Genomic DNA, 18,434 nt, shown 5'->3' on the forward strand with positions numbered 1-18,434 from the left:
ATATGTCGCAGAAAGACCGCAGCGTCGCCGTCGTCACCGGTGCCACCAGCGGGATCGGCCTCGCCGTTGCCCGCCTCCTCGCCAACGGCGGCCATCAGGTGTTCATCGGCGCCCGGAGCGCCGAGAACGTCGCGGCGACCGTCAAGCAGTTCCAGGACGAAGGGCTGGACGTCGACGGCTCTGACGTCGACGTGCGGTCGACCGAGAGCGTGCACGCCTGGATCCAGGCGGCCGTTCACCGTTTCGGGACGCTCGACGTGGTCGTGAACAACGCGGGCCGCAGTGGCGGCGGCGTCACGGCCGACCTCGCCGAAGAGCTCTGGCAGGACGTGATCGAGACGAACCTCAACAGCGTCTTCCGCGTCACCCAGGAGGCGCTGACCACGGGCGGGCTGCGGGGCAAGGACCGGGGGCGCATCATCAACATCGCCTCCACCGCCGGGAAACAGGGCGTCGTACTCGGCGCTCCCTACTCCGCCTCCAAGCACGGCGTGGTCGGCTTCACCAAGGCGCTCGGCAACGAACTGGCCCCGACCGGTATCACGGTCAACGCGGTCTGCCCCGGCTATGTCGAGACCCCCATGGCCCAGCGGGTCCGGCAGGGTTACGCCGCCGCCTATGACACCACCGAGGAGGCCATCCTCGACAAGTTCCAGGCGAAGATCCCGCTCGGCCGGTACTCGACGCCCGAGGAGGTGGCGGGCCTGGTGGGCTACCTGGTCTCCGACACCGCTGCCTCCATCACTTCCCAGGCTCTCAACGTCTGCGGAGGCCTGGGCAACTTCTGAGGCCCTTCGGACAGCGCCTGCACAGACCCGATGAGGAAGGAGAGTCCGACATGACGACCCGCGAGGTGGAGCACGAGATCACGGTCTCGGCGCCGGCCGCCACTGTCTACCGGCTGATCGCCGAGGTGGAGAACTGGCCGCGGATATTCCCGCCGACCATCTACGTCGACCACGTCGAGAAGGGCGAAGGCACCGAGCGCATCCGTATCTGGGCCACCGCCAACGGCGAGGCCAAGCAATGGACTTCGCGCCGCACCCTGGACGCGGACAGCAAGCGCATCGACTTCCGGCAAGAGGTCTCCGCGCACCCTGTCGCCTCGATGGGAGGCGCCTGGATCATCGAGGAAGCCTCCCCGGGCGTCTCCCGCATCCGGCTGCTGCACGACTACCGGGCCGTCGACGACGATCCGGAGAGCCTGCGGTGGCTGGACGAGGCCGTCGACCGCAACTCCCGCACAGAGCTGGAAGCGCTGAAGACGAACGTCGAACTCGCCCACACCAACGAAGAGTTGACGTTCTCCTTCGAGGACAGCATCAGGATCGCCGGGTCGGCGAAGGACGCGTACGACTTCGTCAACGATGCCGATCAGTGGGCCGAGCGGTTGCCGCACGTGGCCACCGTCCGCCTCACGGAGGACACCCCGGGGCTCCAGGAACTGGAGATGGACACCCGCGCCAAGGACGGCTCGGTGCACACCACCAAGTCGTACCGGGTGACCTTCCCGCACCGGCGCATCGCCTACAAGCAGGTCACGCTGCCGGCTCTGATGACCCTGCACACGGGCTACTGGACATTCAGCCCGGACGACGGGGGAGTCACGGCGTCGTCCCAGCACACCGTCACGATCAACACCGACAACATCACCCGGATCCTCGGCTCCGAGGCCACCGTCGAGGACGCCAAGGCGTACGTTCACAACGCGCTGAGCACCAACAGTCTCGCCACCCTCGGCCACGCCAAGGACTACGCCGAAGCACGGGCCTGATCATGTCCGCGGACGGCACCTCCACCCAGGTCATCGTGGTCGGCGCGGGCCCGGTCGGGCTGATGCTCGCCGGCGAGCTCAGGCTGGCCGGGGTGGCAGTGCTCGTCCTCGAGACGCTCATGTCGCCGACCACCGAGTCGCGCGCCTCCACGCTGCACGCCCGCACCATGGAGGTCCTGGACAGCCGCGGCCTGCTGGCACCGCTGGGGGACGTACCCGATGACGCCAGGGGCCACTTCGGGGGCGTCCCTCTCGACCTCACGCTGCCCAGCCCCTACCCCGGGCAGTGGAAGGTCCCCCAGACCCGGGTCGAGGAGCTCCTCGGCCGGTGGGCGACGGATCTGGGAGCCGACATCAGGCGCGGTCACGAGGTGACCGGCCTGACCGTGGCCGACGAGTACGCCTCCGTCGACGTGCGGACCGCGGACGGGTCGGCGGTGCGCTTCCGGGCCGACTACGTCGTGGGCTGCGACGGCGAGAACAGTACGGTGCGGCGCCTGGGCGGCTTCGACTCCCCCGGCGCCGACGCGGAACGGGAACTGCTGCGCGCCGACGTGGCGGGCATCGAGATCCCCGACCGCCGCTTCGAGCGGCTCCCGGGCGGTCTCGCCATCGCCGCCCGGCGGCCCGACGGCGTGACCCGGGTGATGGTGCATGAGTTCGGCGCTCATCCGTCCGGTCGGCAGCCGGAGTTCAGCGACATCGTGGCCGCCTGGCGGCGCGTCACCGGCGAGGACATCGGCGGCGGCACCCCACAGTGGGTGAATGCCTTCGGTGACACCTCCCGGCAGGCCGCGCGGTACCGCGACCGCCGGCTCCTCCTCGCCGGGGACGCCGCGCATCAGCAGATGCCGATCGGCGGTCAGGCTCTCAACCTGGGCCTGCAGGACGCATTCAACCTCGGCTGGAAACTGGCCGCGCAGGTTCTCGGGCGTGGCCCTGACGGCCTGCTCGACAGCTACCACTCCGAACGGCACGCCGTCGGCAGGGAGGTCCTGAGCAACATCCGCGCCCAGGCGATGCTGTTGCTCGGGGGCCCCGAAGTCGACGGCGTACGGCAGATCTTCACCGAGCTGACCGGAAGCGGGAGAGTGCGGCAGCACCTGGCCGGGATGATCTCCGGACTGGACATCCGCCACGACGCCGGCACCGGCACCCACCCCCTGCTCGGCAGGCGGCTGCCGCACTGGCGGCTCACCTCCTCCGACGGAGCTGCCACCAGCACCGAACTCCTGCGCCCCGGACGGGGTGTGCTGCTCGTCCTGACGGCCGACGCCGCCCTCAAGGACGGATTGCGCGCCGTCGGAGCCCGCTGGACGGGCCTCGTGCGAACGGTGACGGCGACCTCGCTGTCCGGCGAGCCGTCCCCGGACACCGGCGCCCTACTGGTGCGTCCGGACGGACATGTCGTCTGGGCCGGCACCGAGATGGCGGGTCTCACCGCTGCTCTGCACGGCTGGTTCGGCGCGCCGACGGAGCCGTCCCCTCACACCCCGGCGAATTCCGCCGCCTCCGCAACGCCGACGGAGCGGTCCCCTCACACCCCGGCGAATTCCACCGCCTCCGCAACGCCGAAGAACTGGAGATCACTCATGGGAAAGCTCACGGGCAAGACCGCCCTCGTCACGGGATCGAGTCGCGGCATCGGGCGCGCGACAGCGATCCGCCTCGCGCAGGAGGGCGCGCTCGTCGCCGTGCACTACACCGCCGGCAAGGACGAGGCCGAGGACGTCGTCGAAACGATCGAGAAGGACGGCGGTCATGCTTTCACCGTCCGTGCCGAACTCGGCGTCGACGGAGACGTCCACGAGCTGTTCCTGGGCCTGGAGAACGCCCTGCGCGACCGCACAGGGAGCGTCGCCCTGGACATCCTGGTCAACAACGCCGGTGTGATGGGCGGAGTCAAGCCGGAAGAGACCACGCCCGAGACCTTCGACCGGCTCTTCGCGGTCAACGCCAGGGCACCGTTCTTCCTCATCCAGCGCGCGCTGAAGCACATGCCCGACGGCGGCCGCATCGTCAACATCACCTCCGGCCTCACCCGGTGCGCCAACCCCGATGAGATCGCGTACGCGATGACCAAGGGCGCCGTCGATCAGCTGGCCCTGCACTTCGCCAAGCACCTCGGCCCGCGGAACATCACGGTCAACTCCGTGGCGCCCGGCATCACCCGGAACAGCAACCCCGTCTTCGACATGCCGGAGGCGGTGGAGTTCATGGCGGGTCTGTCCGCCTTCAACCGGGTCGGTGAGCCCGAGGACATCGCGGATGTGGTGGCCTTCCTCGCCACCGACGAGGCGCGCTGGGTCACCGGCTCCTTCGTCGACGCCACGGGCGGGACCCTGCTCGGCTGACCCCCCTGAGCTGCCGGCCCGTCGTCCCCGTACGGGCCGGCAGGCGGCCGTCCCGCTGTTCGCCCACGTCCGAGCCGTCCCGCCGTTCGCCCACGTCCGAGGGAGTGTGGACCAAGGAATGTCCTCAGCAGACGACACGATGCTCTCCCGGCTCCGCACGCTGACCGAGCTCAAGGAGTCGGTCCACACCGGCGATCCGGCCGCCACCGACGCCCAGCACGCCAGAGGGAAGCTGACGGCACGGGAACGGATCGAGCTGCTCCTGGACAAGACGTCGTTCACGGAGGTGGAGCCGCTGCGCCGGCACCGCGCCAGCGGGTTCGGCCTGGCGGACAACAGACCGCACTCCGACGGAGTGATCACGGGGTGGGGGACCGTACACGGACGTACGGTCTTCGTGTACGCCCACGACTTCCGGATGTTCGGCGGTGCGCTGGGGGAGGCTCACGCTCATAAGATCCACAAGGTGATGGACCTGGCCCAGTCCGCCGGATGCCCGCTGGTGAGCTTGAACGACGGGGCCGGCGCGCGGATTCAGGAGGGCGTGAGCGCCCTGGCCGGCTACGGCGGGATCTTCCGGCGCAACACCCGCTCCTCCGGAGTCATCCCGCAGATCTCGGTGATGCTCGGCCCCTGCGCGGGCGGTGCGGCCTACAGCCCGGCTCTGAGCGATTTCGTGTTCATGGTGCGCGACGTCGCGCAGATGTTCATCACCGGGCCCGACGTGGTCCGCACGGTGACTTCCGAGGACATCACCCACAACGGTCTGGGCGGCGCCGACGTGCACGCCTCCCTCTCGGGGGTGTCGCACTTCGCGTACGACGACGAGGCCAGCTGCATCGAGGACGTGCGCTACCTGTTGTCGCTGCTGCCGTCCAACAACCGCGAACTGCCGCCCCGCGTCCCCAGCAGTGACCCGGCCGACCGCGAGAACCCGGCCCTGCTCGATTTGGTGCCGGCCGAGCCGGAACGCAGCTACGACATGCACGCCGTCATCGAGGAGATCGTCGACGACGGCGACTGTTTCGAAGTGCACTCGGGCTGGGCCACCAACATCGTGTGCACCCTGGCCCGGCTCGACGGCCAGGTCGTGGGGATCGTGGCCAACAACCCGGGCTCGCTGGCCGGCGTCCTCGACATCGAAGCCTCCGAGAAGGGGGCGCGCTTCGTCCAGTTCTGCGACGCCTTCAACATCCCCCTGGTCACCCTGGTCGACGTACCCGGCTTCCTGCCGGGTGTGGATCAGGAGCACAACGGCATCATCAGGCGCGGCGCGAAACTCCTCTACGCGTACTGCAACGCCACCGTGCCGCGGATCTCCCTGGTCCTGCGCAAGGCCTACGGCGGCGCATACATCGTGATGGACTCCCGCTCCGTCGGCGCCGATCTGTCATACGCGTGGCCGGCCAACGAGATCGCCGTGATGGGCGCCGAGGGCGCGGCGAACGTCATCTTCCGCCGCGAGATCAAGGCGGCTCAGGATCCACAAGCCGTACGCGAGCAGCGCATCGAGGAGTACAGGGAACGACTCATGCACCCGTACTACGCGGCCGAACACGGTCTGGTCGACGACATCATCGACCCTTGCCGGACTCGTGCCGTTCTGATCCGCTCACTCGACATGCTCCGTACCAAGCACGCCGAGCTGCCGGGACGCAAGCACGGCAACCCCCCGCAGTGAGGCTCCGTCCGTGTACGTGCCGGGAGTTGTGACGGCATGACGGAATCACCGGCTCCGTGGGTGGGCGAAGGGGGTGTGCGGATCACCCGCGGCTGAGCCCTCGCGGACCCCGGCTCAGACCGGTCCCGGGCCCGCGTCTCCGGTCCGCGCGTACATCTGCAGGAAGATCCGCGCCCCGTCCGTCACCAGCCCTTCGATCTGCTCGTCCGACAACGGCAGCGCCCCGAAGTAGGACTCCGTCATGACTCCGCCTCCGATCAACATCGCCAAGTGCCGTGCCGCCTGGGCCGAGTTGGCGGCATCGATGGCGAGCAGCCCCTGACGGCCCACCTCGAGCAGTCGCCGTTCCAGCGCCGCCCGCGTCGCCCGCGGCCCGATGCGCTCCCATTCCTTGAGCACGTCGGCGGGCAGCCGGGGCCCTTCGGGGATGATCTGGCGTACGAGAGCGAAGTGCTCCGGGTGGACGTCGGACTGCCTGGCCCAGTCGAGGGCGAGGTCGAGCAGACTTTGCTCCACGCTCGCCGACGTGCGGAAGTGCCGTTCGAAGACCGCCTCCGTGGCCGCCGAGACGGAGGCCGCGCTCTCCAGGAGCACGGTGCGGAAGAGGCTCTCCTTGTCGGTGAAATGGTTGTAGAGGGTGCGGGTGGAGACCCCGGCCTCGGCCGCGATCGCGTCGATGCTCGCGCGGGTGTAACCCTCGCTGCCGAAGACGGTACGGGCGCCACGCAGAATGGCCTGCCGCCTCTCCGGCGTTCCCCTGCGAATCGGCCTGTGCCGCATGTCCATCTGGTTCGCGGTCTTGTTCACTCGTGATACCTCGCGGGAAGAAGGCTGTGGTGTGGTGGGCCCCTCGCCGGACCGCCCGGGTCAGGATTCCTGGATGAGGGGCCGCTGATTGCGTGCCGCACTGCTCGCGATCTCTTCGAGCAGTGCGGCCTGGCGCAGGCAGGCCGACTGCGCGGTGCCGGCGCCTTTCCCGGTGCGTACCGCGTCCGCGAAGGCGGCGAGGGTGGCGGAGACCTGGTCGTGGGGCTGCAGTTCCAGGATCTCGGTGCCGTCGCTGGTTTCGACGTGGAGCGTCGGGACGTGGTCGGCGGGCGGGGTGAAGGCGCGGTCGAGAGTGATCCGGCCGCGGGTACCGGTGATCTCGTACAGCGAGCGGTAGCCGTGGTCCAGGCCGAACGCCAGCTGGGCGGTCACGCCGTCCGGGGTGCGCAGCAGGGCCGCGCCCGCGGTGTCGACCTCCTGGCCGGGACCGCTGATGAGAGACGCACCGAGCACGGCGAGCCGGGGGCCCAGGAAGTGGAGTGCGGCGCGCAGGGGGTAGACGGCGGTGTCCCAGAGGGCGCCGCCGCCCAGCTCGGCGCTGTAGCGGATGTCGTCGTCGGCCCGGCGGGGGACGGTGAATTCGGCACGGAACGAACGCAGTTCACCTATGACGTCGTCAGACAGGAGAGTGCGCACCGTCTCGTGCTGGCTGTGGTGGACGAAGAGGACGTTCTCCATCAGGGCCAGCCCACGGGCCCGGGCGGAGCCGATCAGCTCGGCGGTCGCCTCGCGGTCCGTGGTCAGCGGCTTCTCCGCCAGGACGTGCTTGCCCGCGGCCAGCGCCGCCCCGGCCCAGTGGGCATGCAGGGCGGCGGGCAGCGGAACGTAGACGGCTTCGACGGAGGGGTCCTCGAGCAGCGCCTGGTAGCCGTGGACCGCACGGCAGCCATAGGGACGCGCCGCTTCCTCGGCCCTGTGGAGGGCGCGGCTGGCGATGGCGGCGATCTCGGTCCGGCCGGAGGCCGCCATCGCCGGGAGCATCCGGCGGCGGGCGATCTCCGCGCAGCCGAGGACGCCGATCCGTGTCGGGGCCGTCATCCGGGCACCGCCCCCGTGTTGAGGCAGGCGAGCAGGGTGCGGGCCTGGACGTTGACGTAGTGGCCGTGGCGGGCGAGGGAGCTGAGCTGGTCAGGGGTGACCCAGCTGTAGCCGGGCGGCACATCGGTGCCGATGTCCTCGGTGTCGACGATGAGGTAGCGGGATTCGGCGTTGAGGAAGCGGCCCCCCTCCTCGCTGTGCACGGCCTCGTAGCGGATTCGGGCAGGATCCGCTTCGAGTACCAGGTCCAGGTATCGGGGGCGGTCGGCCGGATCGAGGTGGGCGTAGTTCTCGGGGGTGTACTGGACGGTGGGCCCGAGCTCGACCGTGTCCAGGAAGCCGCCTTCGGCGCGGGCGTGCGCCAGCACGTGCCGCACCCCGCCGAACCGGCGGGTCAGGAAGGCGGTGACTCCGGTGGCGACGGGTTCGAAGAGGGGCTGGGTCCAGCCGGTGACCTCCCGGTTGCCGGCTTGCACCGCGAGAGCCACCACCCGGAAGTAGCGCCCTGCGTCGTGACTGATCGCCCACGGGTCCCGCTGCCATCCCGACACCTCGCCGAGGGGGGTGCGTTCGGCCCGCAGCTCCCGCCGGGACCGCTCGCCGGTGAACCAGGAGAGCAGTCCGGTGTCCGAGTGCAGGGCCCGGCTCCCCGGTGACACGCCGGGCACGCACGCCAGAACGGTGCGCGCGTCCATGTTGATCACGTTGTCCAGGCGCAGCAGTTCGCCGATCTGGCCCAGGGTCAGCCAGCAGAAGTCGTCGTCGACGTGCACGTTCTCGTCCGTCTGGACCAGCATGTTCCGGTTGGACTTCTGGTGGAACCAGGAGCCGTGCTCGGACTGGAGGACGTCGGCCATTACGCGCCCCCTGCCGGCCTGGGTGAAGTACTCGATGTACTTCACGTCGGCGCCGCGGTGCACCTTGGTGTAGTTGCTGCGGGTGGCCTGCACCGTGGGGGAGACCTGGAGCAGATTCGGGTTGCCCGGCTCCATCTTGGCCTGCATCAGGAAGTGCAGCACCCCGTCGAACTCCTTCGCCAGGATGCCCAGGATGCCGACCTCGGGCTGCTTGATGATGGGTTGCTGCCACTCACCGCCCGACTCCTCGTCGGCGACCACGTGCAGTCCCTCGACCGTGAAGAACCGCCCGCTGTGGTGCCCGAGGTTGCCCGTGTCCTGCGCGAACGACCAGCCCTCCAGGGCCGAGAACGGAATCCGCTCCACGGCGAAGCGATGCGCCACGCCGCGCTCCGCGAGCCACGGCATGAAGTCCGGGTTGCGCAGCTGCATGCCCGCCTCGCGTTCTGCGGCGGAGCGGGCCAGCCGGTCCCGGAGCCCGACGTCCTCCCGGGGGCGCAGGGTTGCCGTCGCGGTCATCGGCTGCTCCCGGCGAACTCCCGGACGGAGGAGGCGATGTAGTCGATCATCTCCTCGGTGAGGCCCGGATAGATGCCGACCCAGAAGGTGTGCTCGGTGACGAAGTCACTGTTGGCCAGGTCGCCGACCACCCGGTGCGGGACGTCGAGGTAGGCGGGCTGCCGAGTGAGATTGCCTGCGAACAGCCGTCGGGTGCCGATCTTGCGCTCCTCCAGGAAGTCCACCAGTGCCGCCCGCGAGAACGGGGCTTCGGGGTCGACGCTGATGATGAAGCCGAACCAGCTGGGATCGCTCCCGGGGGTGGGCTCGGGCAGCCTCAAGTACGGGACCCCGTCCAGCCCTTCGCGCAGCCGCCGCCAGTTGCGGCGCCGGGCCTCCACGAAGCCGTCCAGCTTGTCGAGCTGGGTCAGACCCAGCGCGGCCTGGAGATCGGTCGCCTTCAGGTTGTAACCGACGTGGGAGAAGATGTACTTGTGGTCGTACCCCGCGGGCAGCCGGCCCATCTGGTGGTCGAACCGCTTCAGGCAGGTGTTGCTCTTGCCGGGTTCGCACCAGCAGTCCCGGCCCCAGTCCCGCAGCGACTCCACCACGCGGTGCAGCTTCAGGTTCGAGGTCAGGACACAGCCGCCTTCGCCCATCGTCAGATGGTGGGCGGGATAGAAGCTCACAGTGGTCAGGTCGCCGAAGGTGCCGGTGAGCTGTCCCTGGTAGGTGGATCCCACGGCGTCGCAGTTGTCCTCGACGAAGAACAGGTCGTGATCCTTCGCGAGTTGGGCGATCTCCGCGACCTCGAAGGGATTGCCGAGTGCGTGCGCGATCATGATGGCCCGGGTCTTCGGTCCGATGGCGTCGGCGACCCGCTGCGCGGTGGTGTTGTAGATCCCCAGGTCGATGTCGACGAAGACGGGCACGAGGCCGTTCTGCACGATCGGGTTCACCGTGGTCGGGAAGCCCGCCGCGACCGTGATCACCTCGTCTCCCGGCCGCAGCCGCCGGTCTCCGAGCACGTGGGAGGTCAGCGCGGTCAGCGCCAGCAGGTTGGCGGAGGAGCCGGAGTTGGTCAGATGGGCCTTGCGGCGTTTCAGCAGCTTCGCGAAGCGTGACTCGAAACGCTGCGCCCGATCGCCCGCCGCGATCGTCAGATCCAGCGCGGCCTCCACGAGTGCCGCGCGGTCGTCGGCGTCGAGCACGGCGCCGGACGGCCAGATCGGGGTGACGCCGGGGACGAAGCGGCCGTCCCCCTGCTGGTCGAGGTGGTACTTACGGGTCTCGTCCAGGATCAGTGCCTTGTGGTCGCTCATGGCTGATTCAGTTCTCCTGGTAGAGGGCGGTGCCGGCGTGGACTGCGCGTTCCTGCGTGACGTGCTGCCACCAGGACGGGGTGTCGCGGTACCAGGCGACCGTGTCGGCGAGGCCTTGCTCGAAGGGGACCAGGGGTTCATAGCCGAGCTGATCGCGGATCTTGCTGTCGTCCAGGGCGTAGCGCAGATCGTGACCCTTGCGGTCGGCGACGCGGTGGACCATGGACCAGTCCGCTCCGCACAGTTCGAGGATGCGCCGGGTGATGTCCACGTTGGTCAGTTCGTTGCCGCCGCCGACGTTGTAGGTCTCACCGGCCTGACCCTTGGTGAGCACCAGTTGGATCGCGCGGCAGTGGTCGTCCACGTGCAGCCATTCGCGCACGTTGCGCCCGTCGCCGTACAGCGGCACCTGTTCGCCCCTCAGCAGGTTCGTGACGAAGAGGGGGATCAGCTTCTCCGGGTGCTGGTGCGGTCCGTAGTTGTTGGAGCAGCGCGTGATGGACAGATCGACGCCGTGCGTACGCCAGTAGGAACGGGCGACCAGGTCGGACGCCGCCTTGGAGGCGGCATAGGGGGAGTTGGGGGCCAGCGGCCACTCCTCCGTCCACGAGCCCTGGGCGATGGAGCCGTACACCTCGTCGGTGGAGACGTGCACCACTCGCTCGACTCCCCGCTCCACGCAGGCGTCGAGCAGGGTCTGGGTTCCCCCCACATTGGTGCGTATGAATTCGGCGGCGGAGTCCACGGACCGGTCGACGTGCGACTCGGCCGCGAAATGCAGGACGGCGTCGTGGCCGTCGGCCACCTCCGTCACCAGTGGCAGGTCGCAGATGTCTCCCTGCACGAACTCCAGGCGAGGGTGGGACGCCGGGAGATTGTCCCGGCGACCCGCGTAACTGAGCTTGTCCAGGACTGTGACGCGTGCGTCCTCGTAGCCCGGATATCCGCCTTGCAGCAGCGTGCGCACGTAGTTCGAGCCGATGAAGCCCGCCGCGCCGGTCACCAGTACCCTCATGCCGCTCCACCCTCTTCCGCACGGCCCGGGCGTTCGCGACGACGGGGCGCCCGTGCGGCCGGGATGGTTTCACGCCGGCAGCGGAGCCCTCCGGGGCCCGGCCGGAACCGCGTCCTGTCTGTCCTGTTCAGCATGAGGCGGCCACCTCGATCCGTGTGTCGTCACCGACGATGAGCCGGTGGTGGGTGGTCTCCTGCTCGCCCGCGCCCACGTGTGCGGCACGGCCGATGATCGAGTTCCGCAGGGGGGTCACGTCCCGGATCTCCGCGCCGTCCAGGACGATTGAGTCGGTGAGCCGGGTCCTGTGCACCACGCAGTCGCGCCCGATGGAGGTGCCGGGACCGATGTGGCTGTCCTCGATGACCGAACCGGCCCCGATCACCGCGGGACCCTCGACCGTGGAGCGCACGATGCGGACTCCCGCCTCCACGACGACGGTGCCGTCCAGCCTGCTGTTCGTGTCGACCTCGCCGGCCATGGACGGCTTGAGGGTCTCCAGCAGCTGCCGGTTGCATGCGAGGGCGTCTTCGACCCTGCCGGCGTCCTTCCAGTAGCCGTCGTACTCGCTGGCGCGTACGTCATGGCCGTTGGCCACCAGCCACTGGAGGGCATCGGTGATCTCCAGCTCGCCGCGCGCACTGGGCTCGATGGCGGCGACGGCCTCGTGGATGGCGGGTGTGAAGAAGTAGACGCCGACCAATGCCAGGTCGCTGCGCGGTTCGCGGGGCTTCTCCACCAGCCGTTCCACGCGCCCCTCGGCGTCCAGTTCGGCCACGCCGAACGCGCGTGGATCGGTGACCTTGTGTACGACGATCTGCGCTTCGGGGCGGTGCTCGGCGAAGTCCTCGGCGACGGTCGTGACGCCCTCGGGCAGCAGATTGTCTCCGAGGTACATGACGAAGTCGTCGTCCCCCAGGAAGGACCGCGCGAGGGTGACGCAGTGGGCGAGCCCCAGCGGCTCCTCCTGGGGGATGTAGGTGATGGGGACTCCGGTGTCCGAACCGTCGCCGATCACTTCTGCTATCTGCTGGCCGCCGTCGCCGACGATGACGCCGATGTCGGTGACACCGAGGTCACGGACACCCTCCAGGACATGCTCCAGGACGGGCTTGTTGGCGATGGGGATGAGCTGCTTGGGCATGGAGTAGCTGAAAGGACGCAGACGGGTACCTGACCCGCCGGAAAGCACCAGAGCCTTCATCGCGTTCACTCCTGACGTATGGAATAGGCCACGCCGGGCCGCTCCCACCGGGGCAGCAGCCCCGCGGAGACGGCTTCGGCGAGTGAGAGGGCCGCCGCGTCCTTGTCGGACATCAACGGCGGGTGCGTGAACCCCCAGGGGAGAGCGAGTTCGTGGTCCAGCGGATCGATGTCGATCTGGGTGCCTGGGACGTAGGTGCTGGACAGCACGTAGCAGATGCGGGTGTCGTCGTCCCGGGTGAGGAAGCCGTGTCCGACGCCCTCGGGTACGTACACGCTCCGGCCGGATTCGGCGTCCAGCTCGGTGACGTGGTGGCGGCCGTACGCCGGCGATCCGACGCGCAGGTCGACGACGATGTCGCGCAGCGCTCCCTGGACGCAGGTCACGTACTTGGCCTGGCCGGGCGGGATCGCGACGCCGTGAATACCCCGGAGCGTGTTCTTCCGTGAGGTGGAGTAGTTGATCTGACGTGCCGCGAACGGGTGGCCCAGTGCACGCTCGAGCGCATCGACGCGCATGCCCTCGTAGAAGTCACCTCGCTCGTCGACGTGACGTCGTGGGGTGACGACGAGAACACCCGGGACGGTGGTTTCCTCGAGGTGCACCACGCTCACCCCCCGATCCGGAGAGCCTGCGAGCGGCGTTCGACGGACTTGCGGAGTTCGTCGACGACGGTGTGCACCTCCGAATCGCTCAGCCCTTGATGCAGCGGGAGCAGCAGGGTCCGGTCCGCCGCCTCCTCGGCCCCCGGCAGCGATGTGCCCTCGGACCGGTACGCGGGGACCTTGTGCAGAGCGGGGTAGCGGAACGTGGTGAAGATCCCGCGCTCCAGCAGGTCCCTGGCGACCTGGCCGCGGACGGCGGCATCCAGCTGCACCCAGTAGAAGTAGTGCGAGCTGGTGTGTCCTTCGGGCAGGGGCGGCGGCAGCCGCACGCCCTCCGCGTCCGCGAGCAGCCGGTCGTAGAGCGCGGCGATCGCGCGGCGGCGTGCGACGAAGTCGGGCAGCTTGCGCAGCTGCACGCTGCCGATCGCCGCGGTCACGTCGTTGCCGATGCTGCGGCGGCCGAAGCCCTGGACGTTCGGTTCCCACCAGCGGTCGGACACCTTGGCCGCGTCGAAGGCACTGGCGTGCTCCAGCCCGTGGTAGGCCAACTGACGCGCGCGGTGGGCAACTTCCGGATCACGGGCGTAGAAGGCACCGCCGTCTCCCGTGACCAGCACCTTCATGGAGTCGAAGCTCCAGGTGGAGATGTCGCCGAAGGTGCCGCAAGCCTGGCCGTCGGCCGTGGAGGACACCGAGCACGCCGCGTCCTCCACGAGGGTGATGCCGCGCCGCCTGCACAGCCGCGCGATCTCGGCGATGTGGCCCGGATAGCCGCCGTAGTGCAGTACCACCACCGCTTTGGTGCGCTCGGTGAGCGCCCGCTCGATGTGGTCGGCCGTCGGGTTGAGCGTACGGACGTCGGAATCGCAGAAGACCGGCCGGGCTCCTGCCGCGGCGACCGCGTTGGCGGCCGCCACGAAGCTCACGGACGGGAGCACCACCTCGTCGTCCGGGCCGAGTTCAAGAAGATCGACGGCCAGGAAGAGTCCCGACGTACAGGAGTTGATGAACAGCACCTGCTCCGGCCGGGCGCCGATGTGCTCGGCGAACTCCGCCTCGAAAGCCTTGGTGCGCGGTCCGCGACCTGTCCAGTTGGTGGCGAAGACCTCCGCCACGGCAGCTGCCTCTTCCTCGCCGAGGCTGGGCTGGAAAACATTGATCACGCTGTGTCTCCTCGTGAAGGACCACATGAGAAGGCGCCCGGGCCGCGCCGTATGGCGCACCCCGGACGCATGGGATCGGCCGTATGCCCCGGACGAGGTCCGAGGGGGAGCGGCCCGCTAGGGCCGTACGCCCACGAACAGGCCACGGCCGTTGGGACCGCCGGGGTGGTACTCCACCGGGCAGCCGGCCTCGGCGAACGCCGCCTTGTACTCCTCCTCGCTGAAGAGCGAGAGGATCTCGTGCTCGGTGAACTCCCTGATTCCGGAGCGGTCGGCCACGGTGTAGCGGACCGTCATCCGGCTCGTACGGCCGTCCTTGACCGTGTGCGACAGCCTGCTGACGGCCCTTCCCTCTTCCTCGGCCAGGGAGGCCGAGACGAATCCGTCGATGAACTTCTCCGGGAACCACCAGGGTTCGGCGATCAGCACGCCGCCCGGGGCCAGGTGCCGGACCATGGACGCAGCGGTGGAACGCAGCTCCTCGACCGTGCGCGTGTAGGACAGCGAGAAGCACATGCACACGATCGCGTCGTAGCTGGTGCCGAGGTCGAAGTCGCGCATGTCCGCGCTGTGTACGGTGCCTCCCGCGAGCTTCGCCTCGGCGATGCGGCCCATGCCCTCCGACAGTTCGAGGCCCTCGGTGCGCTCGAAGTGGGTGGCGAAGCGGACCAGGTGCTCCCCGGTCCCGCACGCGACGTCGAGCAGTGAACGGGCCTCCGGGCGACGGTCGAGGATGAGCTTGGCGAGGTCGTCCGCCTCGGCTGCCCAGTCCCTGCCGCGCGCGGCATGGATGAAGTCGTAGATCTCGGCGTGGTCGGTGCTGTACACCGCGGGAAATGCTTCAGAAACAGCGGTCATGGCGCCTCCAAAGGCGTGGCTGTGAGTGTGAGTTGGTGCTGGAAGGTACTGAGGGCAGGGAATGAACGGTGTGTCCGCCGGTGAGCCCGGAACGACTCCGGGCCCTCTGCCGCCGGGCAGCGGTGTACGCCGCCCGGCGATCGTCCGAGGCGGTGGTCCATCCCGCGGTGCGCAGCGGCGGGAAGGCCGCTGCGCAAGTACAGGCTGTATTGTCGTCAGGTCGAGTTTGCGCAGGTGGAAGCGTTGCCATGGACCTGCGTGGCCACTGAAGAAGCGATGACGTCCGAAGACCGCTGCCCCCGTTCCGGGGAGCGTTCGCGGAAGCGGCCTCGTGGATACCGGGGTACCGCGGGGATTGCCGTCCCTACCGGTCGGAGGATTCGCCCGTCGTGCCGTTCGCGGCCACGGGCTCGGCATCCGGCGGCGGTTCGGGATCGTCGTCGCCGTGCCCGTGCGTCTGCGCCTCCTTGGGCTGGGGCGGCGCGTCGCGCAGCATCACCGTGGCGAACACGGCAACGCAGGTCAGACCGATGGCACCGATGATCGAGTTCAGCCGCAGCCCCGCAGCGAAAGCGGTGTTGGCGGCGTCGAGCAGCCCCTCGCCGGCCTGTGCCGGGAGCTTCGAGGCCACCGTCACCGCGGCTCCGATGGTGTTCTCGGCACTTGCCGCTGCCGCGTCCGGGACGGAAGCGGGGACGAGTTCGTTGAACTGCTGGCGGTAGACGGCCGTGCCGGCACTGCCGAGCACCGCGATGCCCAGAGAGAGGCCGAGCTCGGTGCTGGTCTCCGAAGTCGCCGACGCCACGCCGGACTTCTCCTTCGGGACCGCCCCCAGCGCGAGGGACGTGCCCAGCGCCATGAACAGGCCGAAGCCCGTACCCATGACAGCGAGGCTGATCACCATGGGTGCGGCCCCGCTGTCCTTGTCCACCTGGATGATCATGGCGTGTCCTGCGGCCGAGGCCAGGAACGCGGGTCCCATCACGAAGGCCGGGCGCACCCGTCGTACGAGCATGGGCGCCAGCATCGAGGTGGCCATGCCGATGGTGGTCGGCGGCAGGGTGCACAGCCCCGCCTGCAGCGGCGTGAGCCCCACGACCATCTGAAGGAACTGCATCAGGAAGAAGTTGATGCCGCCGTTCATGAAGATCCCGACGGCCAGCACGGTGACCGGGACGCTGAACATCCGGTCCCGGAAGATGGCCAGGTCGAGCAGGGGGTGGGTCAGCTTGGTCTGCCGGATCAGGAAGACCGCGAGGATGATGGCGCCGGCCGCCATGTAGCCCAGTGCCATCGGTTCGAAGCCCTGCTCGGCGGCCTTCTTGAGCCCGTAGACCACGCTCAGGATTCCCAGCAGGGACAGAACGACGCTGACGAGGTCCAGCCGTCCGGGATCGGGGTCCTTGCTCTCGGGGAGCACCAGCGGGCCGACGGCCACCAGCAGCACCATCACCGGGACACCGAGGAGCAGCGTCGAACCCCACCAGAAGCTCTCCAGGAGCGCTCCGCCGACCAGCGGCCCGATCGCGGTGCCGCCCATGAAGGTGGCCATCCACGTCGAGATCGCGAAGGTGCGCTGCCCGGGGTCGCGGAACATGTTGGACAGCAGCGACAGCGTGGAAGGCATCAGCGTCGCACCGGAAAGGCCGAGCACCGCCCGCATCACGATGAGCATCTCGGCACTGTTCGAGAAGGCTCCGACGGCTGACGCGATGCCGAAGACCACGGAGCCGACCAGCAGCAGCCGGCGGCGTCCGAACCGGTCCCCGAGGGTGCCCATGGTGATCAGCGTCCCGGCTATGAAGAACCCGTAGATGTCGGTGATCCACAGGAGCTGGGTTCCGCTGGGGTTCAGGTCCGCACTCAGATAGGGGATCGCGAGGTTCAGCGACGTCATGCTCAGCGCGAGGAGCAGTGTCGGCAGCGCGAGGATGGCCAGTCCGAGCCACTCCCGCCGGCCGGCACGGGGTGGTGCTGGTTCAGCCATGGTTCTTCTCCTTCACAGGCACATGCCGGAGTCTCACGCGTCCGCGGGAACAAGCGAGGCGTCCGCGAGTCTCTCCAGTCGGGGCAACAGCGCTGCCGGGGACGGCAGTTCGGCGATCTCCGCGGCGAGCGCCCGGGCCCGTACGGTGAAGTCGCCATCGGACAGAATCGCTCGGCACGCCTCGGCCACAGCCGAGTCGGTGGCCTCTGCCTCAGGAATGGCGAGGCCCGCGCCGAAGTCGGCGAGGCGCTGGACCGGAGGCATGAACACGGGCGTCTCCGGGATGACCAGCTGCGGTACGCACGAGGTGAGGGCCGTCATCGTGGTGGCGCCCCCGGCGTGGTGCACGACCAGGTCGCAGGTGGGCATGACCACGTTGAGCGGGATCCAGCCGGTGCGTACGCCCGGGATCGCGGCCCGCAGTTCGGCGGCGAGCTCCTCCGGGGCGGGGATGACGATGTCCACGTCCAGCGGTGCGATCCGTTCGGACAGCGTCTTCAGGAACTTGAAGCCGCGTTCGTGGTCGGCCCGGCTGCCCGCGGTCAGACACACCCGGGGGCGTTCCGCTCGCGAGTACATCCACGGCTCGAGCCGGCCCTGCAGGTTGCCCGGCATCCAGCGCATGAGCAGATCGTCACGGGAGTCCGGCGAGGCGATGCTCGGCGGGCAGATCCCGATCCGCAGATCGGGTTCCGGCAGCCGGTCCAGGCCCAGTTCGCGCAGTTCGGGCGCAAGCACCCGTTCGGCGGCCGCGTCGGTTCCGGTCCATTCGTCCAGGCCCCAGGCCTGGACGACGTAGGGGACCTTGAGTTCGGCGGAGAGCAGCGCGGCCGCGTAGCTCATCGTGCCGCCCACGAGGAGGTCGGGTCGCCAGGTCTCCACGACCTTGCGGAGCGAGGCGAAGCCGTCGGCGCCAAGGCGGGCGAACCAGCTTCCGATGAACCCCATCATGTCCTGGTGGTTCTCGGTGTCGAACCGGTCGTCCCACTCACGAGCCATGTAGTGCTTGATCTCGTGGTCGGCCACGGACAGCGCGGGCAGACCGGCACCGGTGATGTACGGCACCATCGCCTCGTTGCCGGCCATGAACACCTCGTGCCCGGCGTTGCGGACGGCGGAGGCCAGCGGGACGATCCCGAAAATCGTGGCAGGACTTCCCCCGCCCACGAACAGAACTCTCATGGCTTTTCCTCCTGAAGTACGGGGCTCGTCCCTGGAGCCGGGGCCGGAGCGGATCGGTCTGCCACCGGCCG

The 18,434-nt window shown here is 69.1% G+C and carries 15 protein-coding genes; 4 read left to right on the forward strand and 11 right to left on the reverse strand.

Going from position 1 to position 18,434, the window contains the following annotated elements; all coding sequences use genetic code 11:
* Positions 1-2 precede the first annotated feature (2 nt).
* The 4 genes from fabG (at position 3) to AN215_RS24535 (ending at position 5,809) form a co-directional block, all read left to right on the forward strand.
* A complete protein-coding gene (gene fabG / locus AN215_RS24520; RefSeq protein WP_070010964.1) occupies positions 3-788 on the forward strand; it encodes a 3-oxoacyl-ACP reductase FabG in 786 nt (261 codons plus the stop codon).
* 50 nt (positions 789-838) lie between these two features.
* Entirely contained in the window at positions 839-1,774 is a 936-nt protein-coding gene (locus tag AN215_RS24525) for an aromatase/cyclase (RefSeq protein ID WP_070010963.1), read from the forward strand.
* A gap of 2 nt (positions 1,775-1,776) precedes the next feature.
* Complete coding sequence (locus tag AN215_RS24530) at positions 1,777-4,128, forward strand: SDR family oxidoreductase (RefSeq protein WP_070010962.1); 2,352 nt, start codon at positions 1,777-1,779, stop codon at positions 4,126-4,128.
* Positions 4,129-4,246: 118 nt separating this feature from the next.
* Positions 4,247-5,809, forward strand: a complete 1,563-nt coding sequence (locus AN215_RS24535) for an acyl-CoA carboxylase subunit beta (RefSeq protein WP_070010961.1) — start codon at positions 4,247-4,249, stop codon at positions 5,807-5,809.
* Between the two features lie 114 nt (positions 5,810-5,923).
* Here AN215_RS24535 and AN215_RS24540 read toward each other — a convergent pair whose 3' ends face one another.
* The 11 genes from AN215_RS24540 to AN215_RS24590 form a co-directional block, all read right to left on the reverse strand.
* Complete coding sequence (locus AN215_RS24540) at positions 5,924-6,616, reverse strand: TetR/AcrR family transcriptional regulator (RefSeq protein WP_079123377.1); 693 nt, start codon at positions 6,614-6,616, stop codon at positions 5,924-5,926.
* Positions 6,617-6,676: 60 nt separating this feature from the next.
* Entirely contained in the window at positions 6,677-7,675 is a 999-nt protein-coding gene (locus tag AN215_RS24545) for a Gfo/Idh/MocA family protein (protein WP_070010960.1), read from the reverse strand.
* The gene (locus AN215_RS24550; RefSeq protein WP_070010959.1) at positions 7,672-9,051 is read right to left on the reverse strand and encodes an NDP-hexose 2,3-dehydratase family protein; all 1,380 of its coding nucleotides are present in this window, start codon (positions 9,049-9,051) and stop codon (positions 7,672-7,674) included. The genes AN215_RS24545 and AN215_RS24550 overlap by 4 nt, the downstream gene beginning before the upstream one ends.
* Positions 9,048-10,352 carry a lipopolysaccharide biosynthesis protein RfbH gene (gene rfbH / locus AN215_RS24555; RefSeq protein ID WP_070010958.1) on the reverse strand — a complete coding sequence of 435 codons (1,305 nt, stop codon included), beginning with the start codon at positions 10,350-10,352 and terminating at the stop codon, positions 9,048-9,050. The genes AN215_RS24550 and rfbH overlap by 4 nt, the downstream gene beginning before the upstream one ends.
* 7 nt (positions 10,353-10,359) lie before the next feature.
* The gene (gene rfbB, locus AN215_RS24560) at positions 10,360-11,367 is read right to left on the reverse strand and encodes a dTDP-glucose 4,6-dehydratase (protein ID WP_070010957.1); all 1,008 of its coding nucleotides are present in this window, start codon (positions 11,365-11,367) and stop codon (positions 10,360-10,362) included.
* A 127-nt stretch (positions 11,368-11,494) separates the two neighbouring features.
* The gene (locus tag AN215_RS24565) at positions 11,495-12,568 is read right to left on the reverse strand and encodes a glucose-1-phosphate thymidylyltransferase (protein ID WP_070010956.1); all 1,074 of its coding nucleotides are present in this window, start codon (positions 12,566-12,568) and stop codon (positions 11,495-11,497) included.
* A 5-nt stretch (positions 12,569-12,573) separates the two neighbouring features.
* Positions 12,574-13,173: a dTDP-4-dehydrorhamnose 3,5-epimerase family protein gene (locus tag AN215_RS24570; protein ID WP_070011380.1), complete on the reverse strand. Its 600-nt coding sequence runs from the start codon at positions 13,171-13,173 to the stop codon at positions 12,574-12,576.
* 5 nt (positions 13,174-13,178) lie between these two features.
* A complete protein-coding gene (locus tag AN215_RS24575) occupies positions 13,179-14,336 on the reverse strand; it encodes a DegT/DnrJ/EryC1/StrS aminotransferase family protein (RefSeq protein WP_171904268.1) in 1,158 nt (385 codons plus the stop codon).
* 117 nt (positions 14,337-14,453) lie between these two features.
* Positions 14,454-15,164, reverse strand: coding sequence for a class I SAM-dependent DNA methyltransferase (locus AN215_RS24580; protein ID WP_070010954.1), 711 nt, complete (start codon positions 15,162-15,164; stop codon positions 14,454-14,456).
* A 394-nt stretch (positions 15,165-15,558) separates the two neighbouring features.
* On the reverse strand, positions 15,559-17,181 hold the full coding sequence (locus AN215_RS24585) for an MFS transporter (RefSeq protein ID WP_070010953.1): 1,623 nt from the start codon (positions 17,179-17,181) through the stop codon (positions 15,559-15,561).
* Between the two features lie 33 nt (positions 17,182-17,214).
* On the reverse strand, positions 17,215-18,363 hold the full coding sequence (locus tag AN215_RS24590; RefSeq protein ID WP_070010952.1) for a nucleotide disphospho-sugar-binding domain-containing protein: 1,149 nt from the start codon (positions 18,361-18,363) through the stop codon (positions 17,215-17,217).
* Positions 18,364-18,434: the final 71 nt, after the last annotated feature.

The sequence above is a fragment of the Streptomyces abyssalis genome (genome assembly GCF_001751365.1).
In the GTDB taxonomy this organism is placed as follows: domain Bacteria; phylum Actinomycetota; class Actinomycetes; order Streptomycetales; family Streptomycetaceae; genus Streptomyces; species Streptomyces abyssalis.

Coding starts and splice junctions, on each gene's coding strand:
- fabG (WP_070010964.1), top strand. CDS start 3: ATGTCGCAGAAAGACCGCAGCGTCGCCGTCGTCACCGGTGCCACCAGC.
- AN215_RS24525 (WP_070010963.1), top strand. CDS start 839: ATGACGACCCGCGAGGTGGAGCACGAGATCACGGTCTCGGCGCCGGCC.
- AN215_RS24530 (WP_070010962.1), top strand. CDS start 1,777: ATGTCCGCGGACGGCACCTCCACCCAGGTCATCGTGGTCGGCGCGGGC.
- AN215_RS24535 (WP_070010961.1), top strand. CDS start 4,247: ATGTCCTCAGCAGACGACACGATGCTCTCCCGGCTCCGCACGCTGACC.
- AN215_RS24545 (WP_070010960.1), bottom strand. CDS start 7,675: ATGACGGCCCCGACACGGATCGGCGTCCTCGGCTGCGCGGAGATCGCC.
- AN215_RS24550 (WP_070010959.1), bottom strand. CDS start 9,051: ATGACCGCGACGGCAACCCTGCGCCCCCGGGAGGACGTCGGGCTCCGG.
- rfbH (WP_070010958.1), bottom strand. CDS start 10,352: ATGAGCGACCACAAGGCACTGATCCTGGACGAGACCCGTAAGTACCAC.
- rfbB (WP_070010957.1), bottom strand. CDS start 11,367: ATGAGGGTACTGGTGACCGGCGCGGCGGGCTTCATCGGCTCGAACTAC.
- AN215_RS24565 (WP_070010956.1), bottom strand. CDS start 12,568: ATGAAGGCTCTGGTGCTTTCCGGCGGGTCAGGTACCCGTCTGCGTCCT.
- AN215_RS24585 (WP_070010953.1), bottom strand. CDS start 17,181: ATGGCTGAACCAGCACCACCCCGTGCCGGCCGGCGGGAGTGGCTCGGA.
- AN215_RS24590 (WP_070010952.1), bottom strand. CDS start 18,363: ATGAGAGTTCTGTTCGTGGGCGGGGGAAGTCCTGCCACGATTTTCGGG.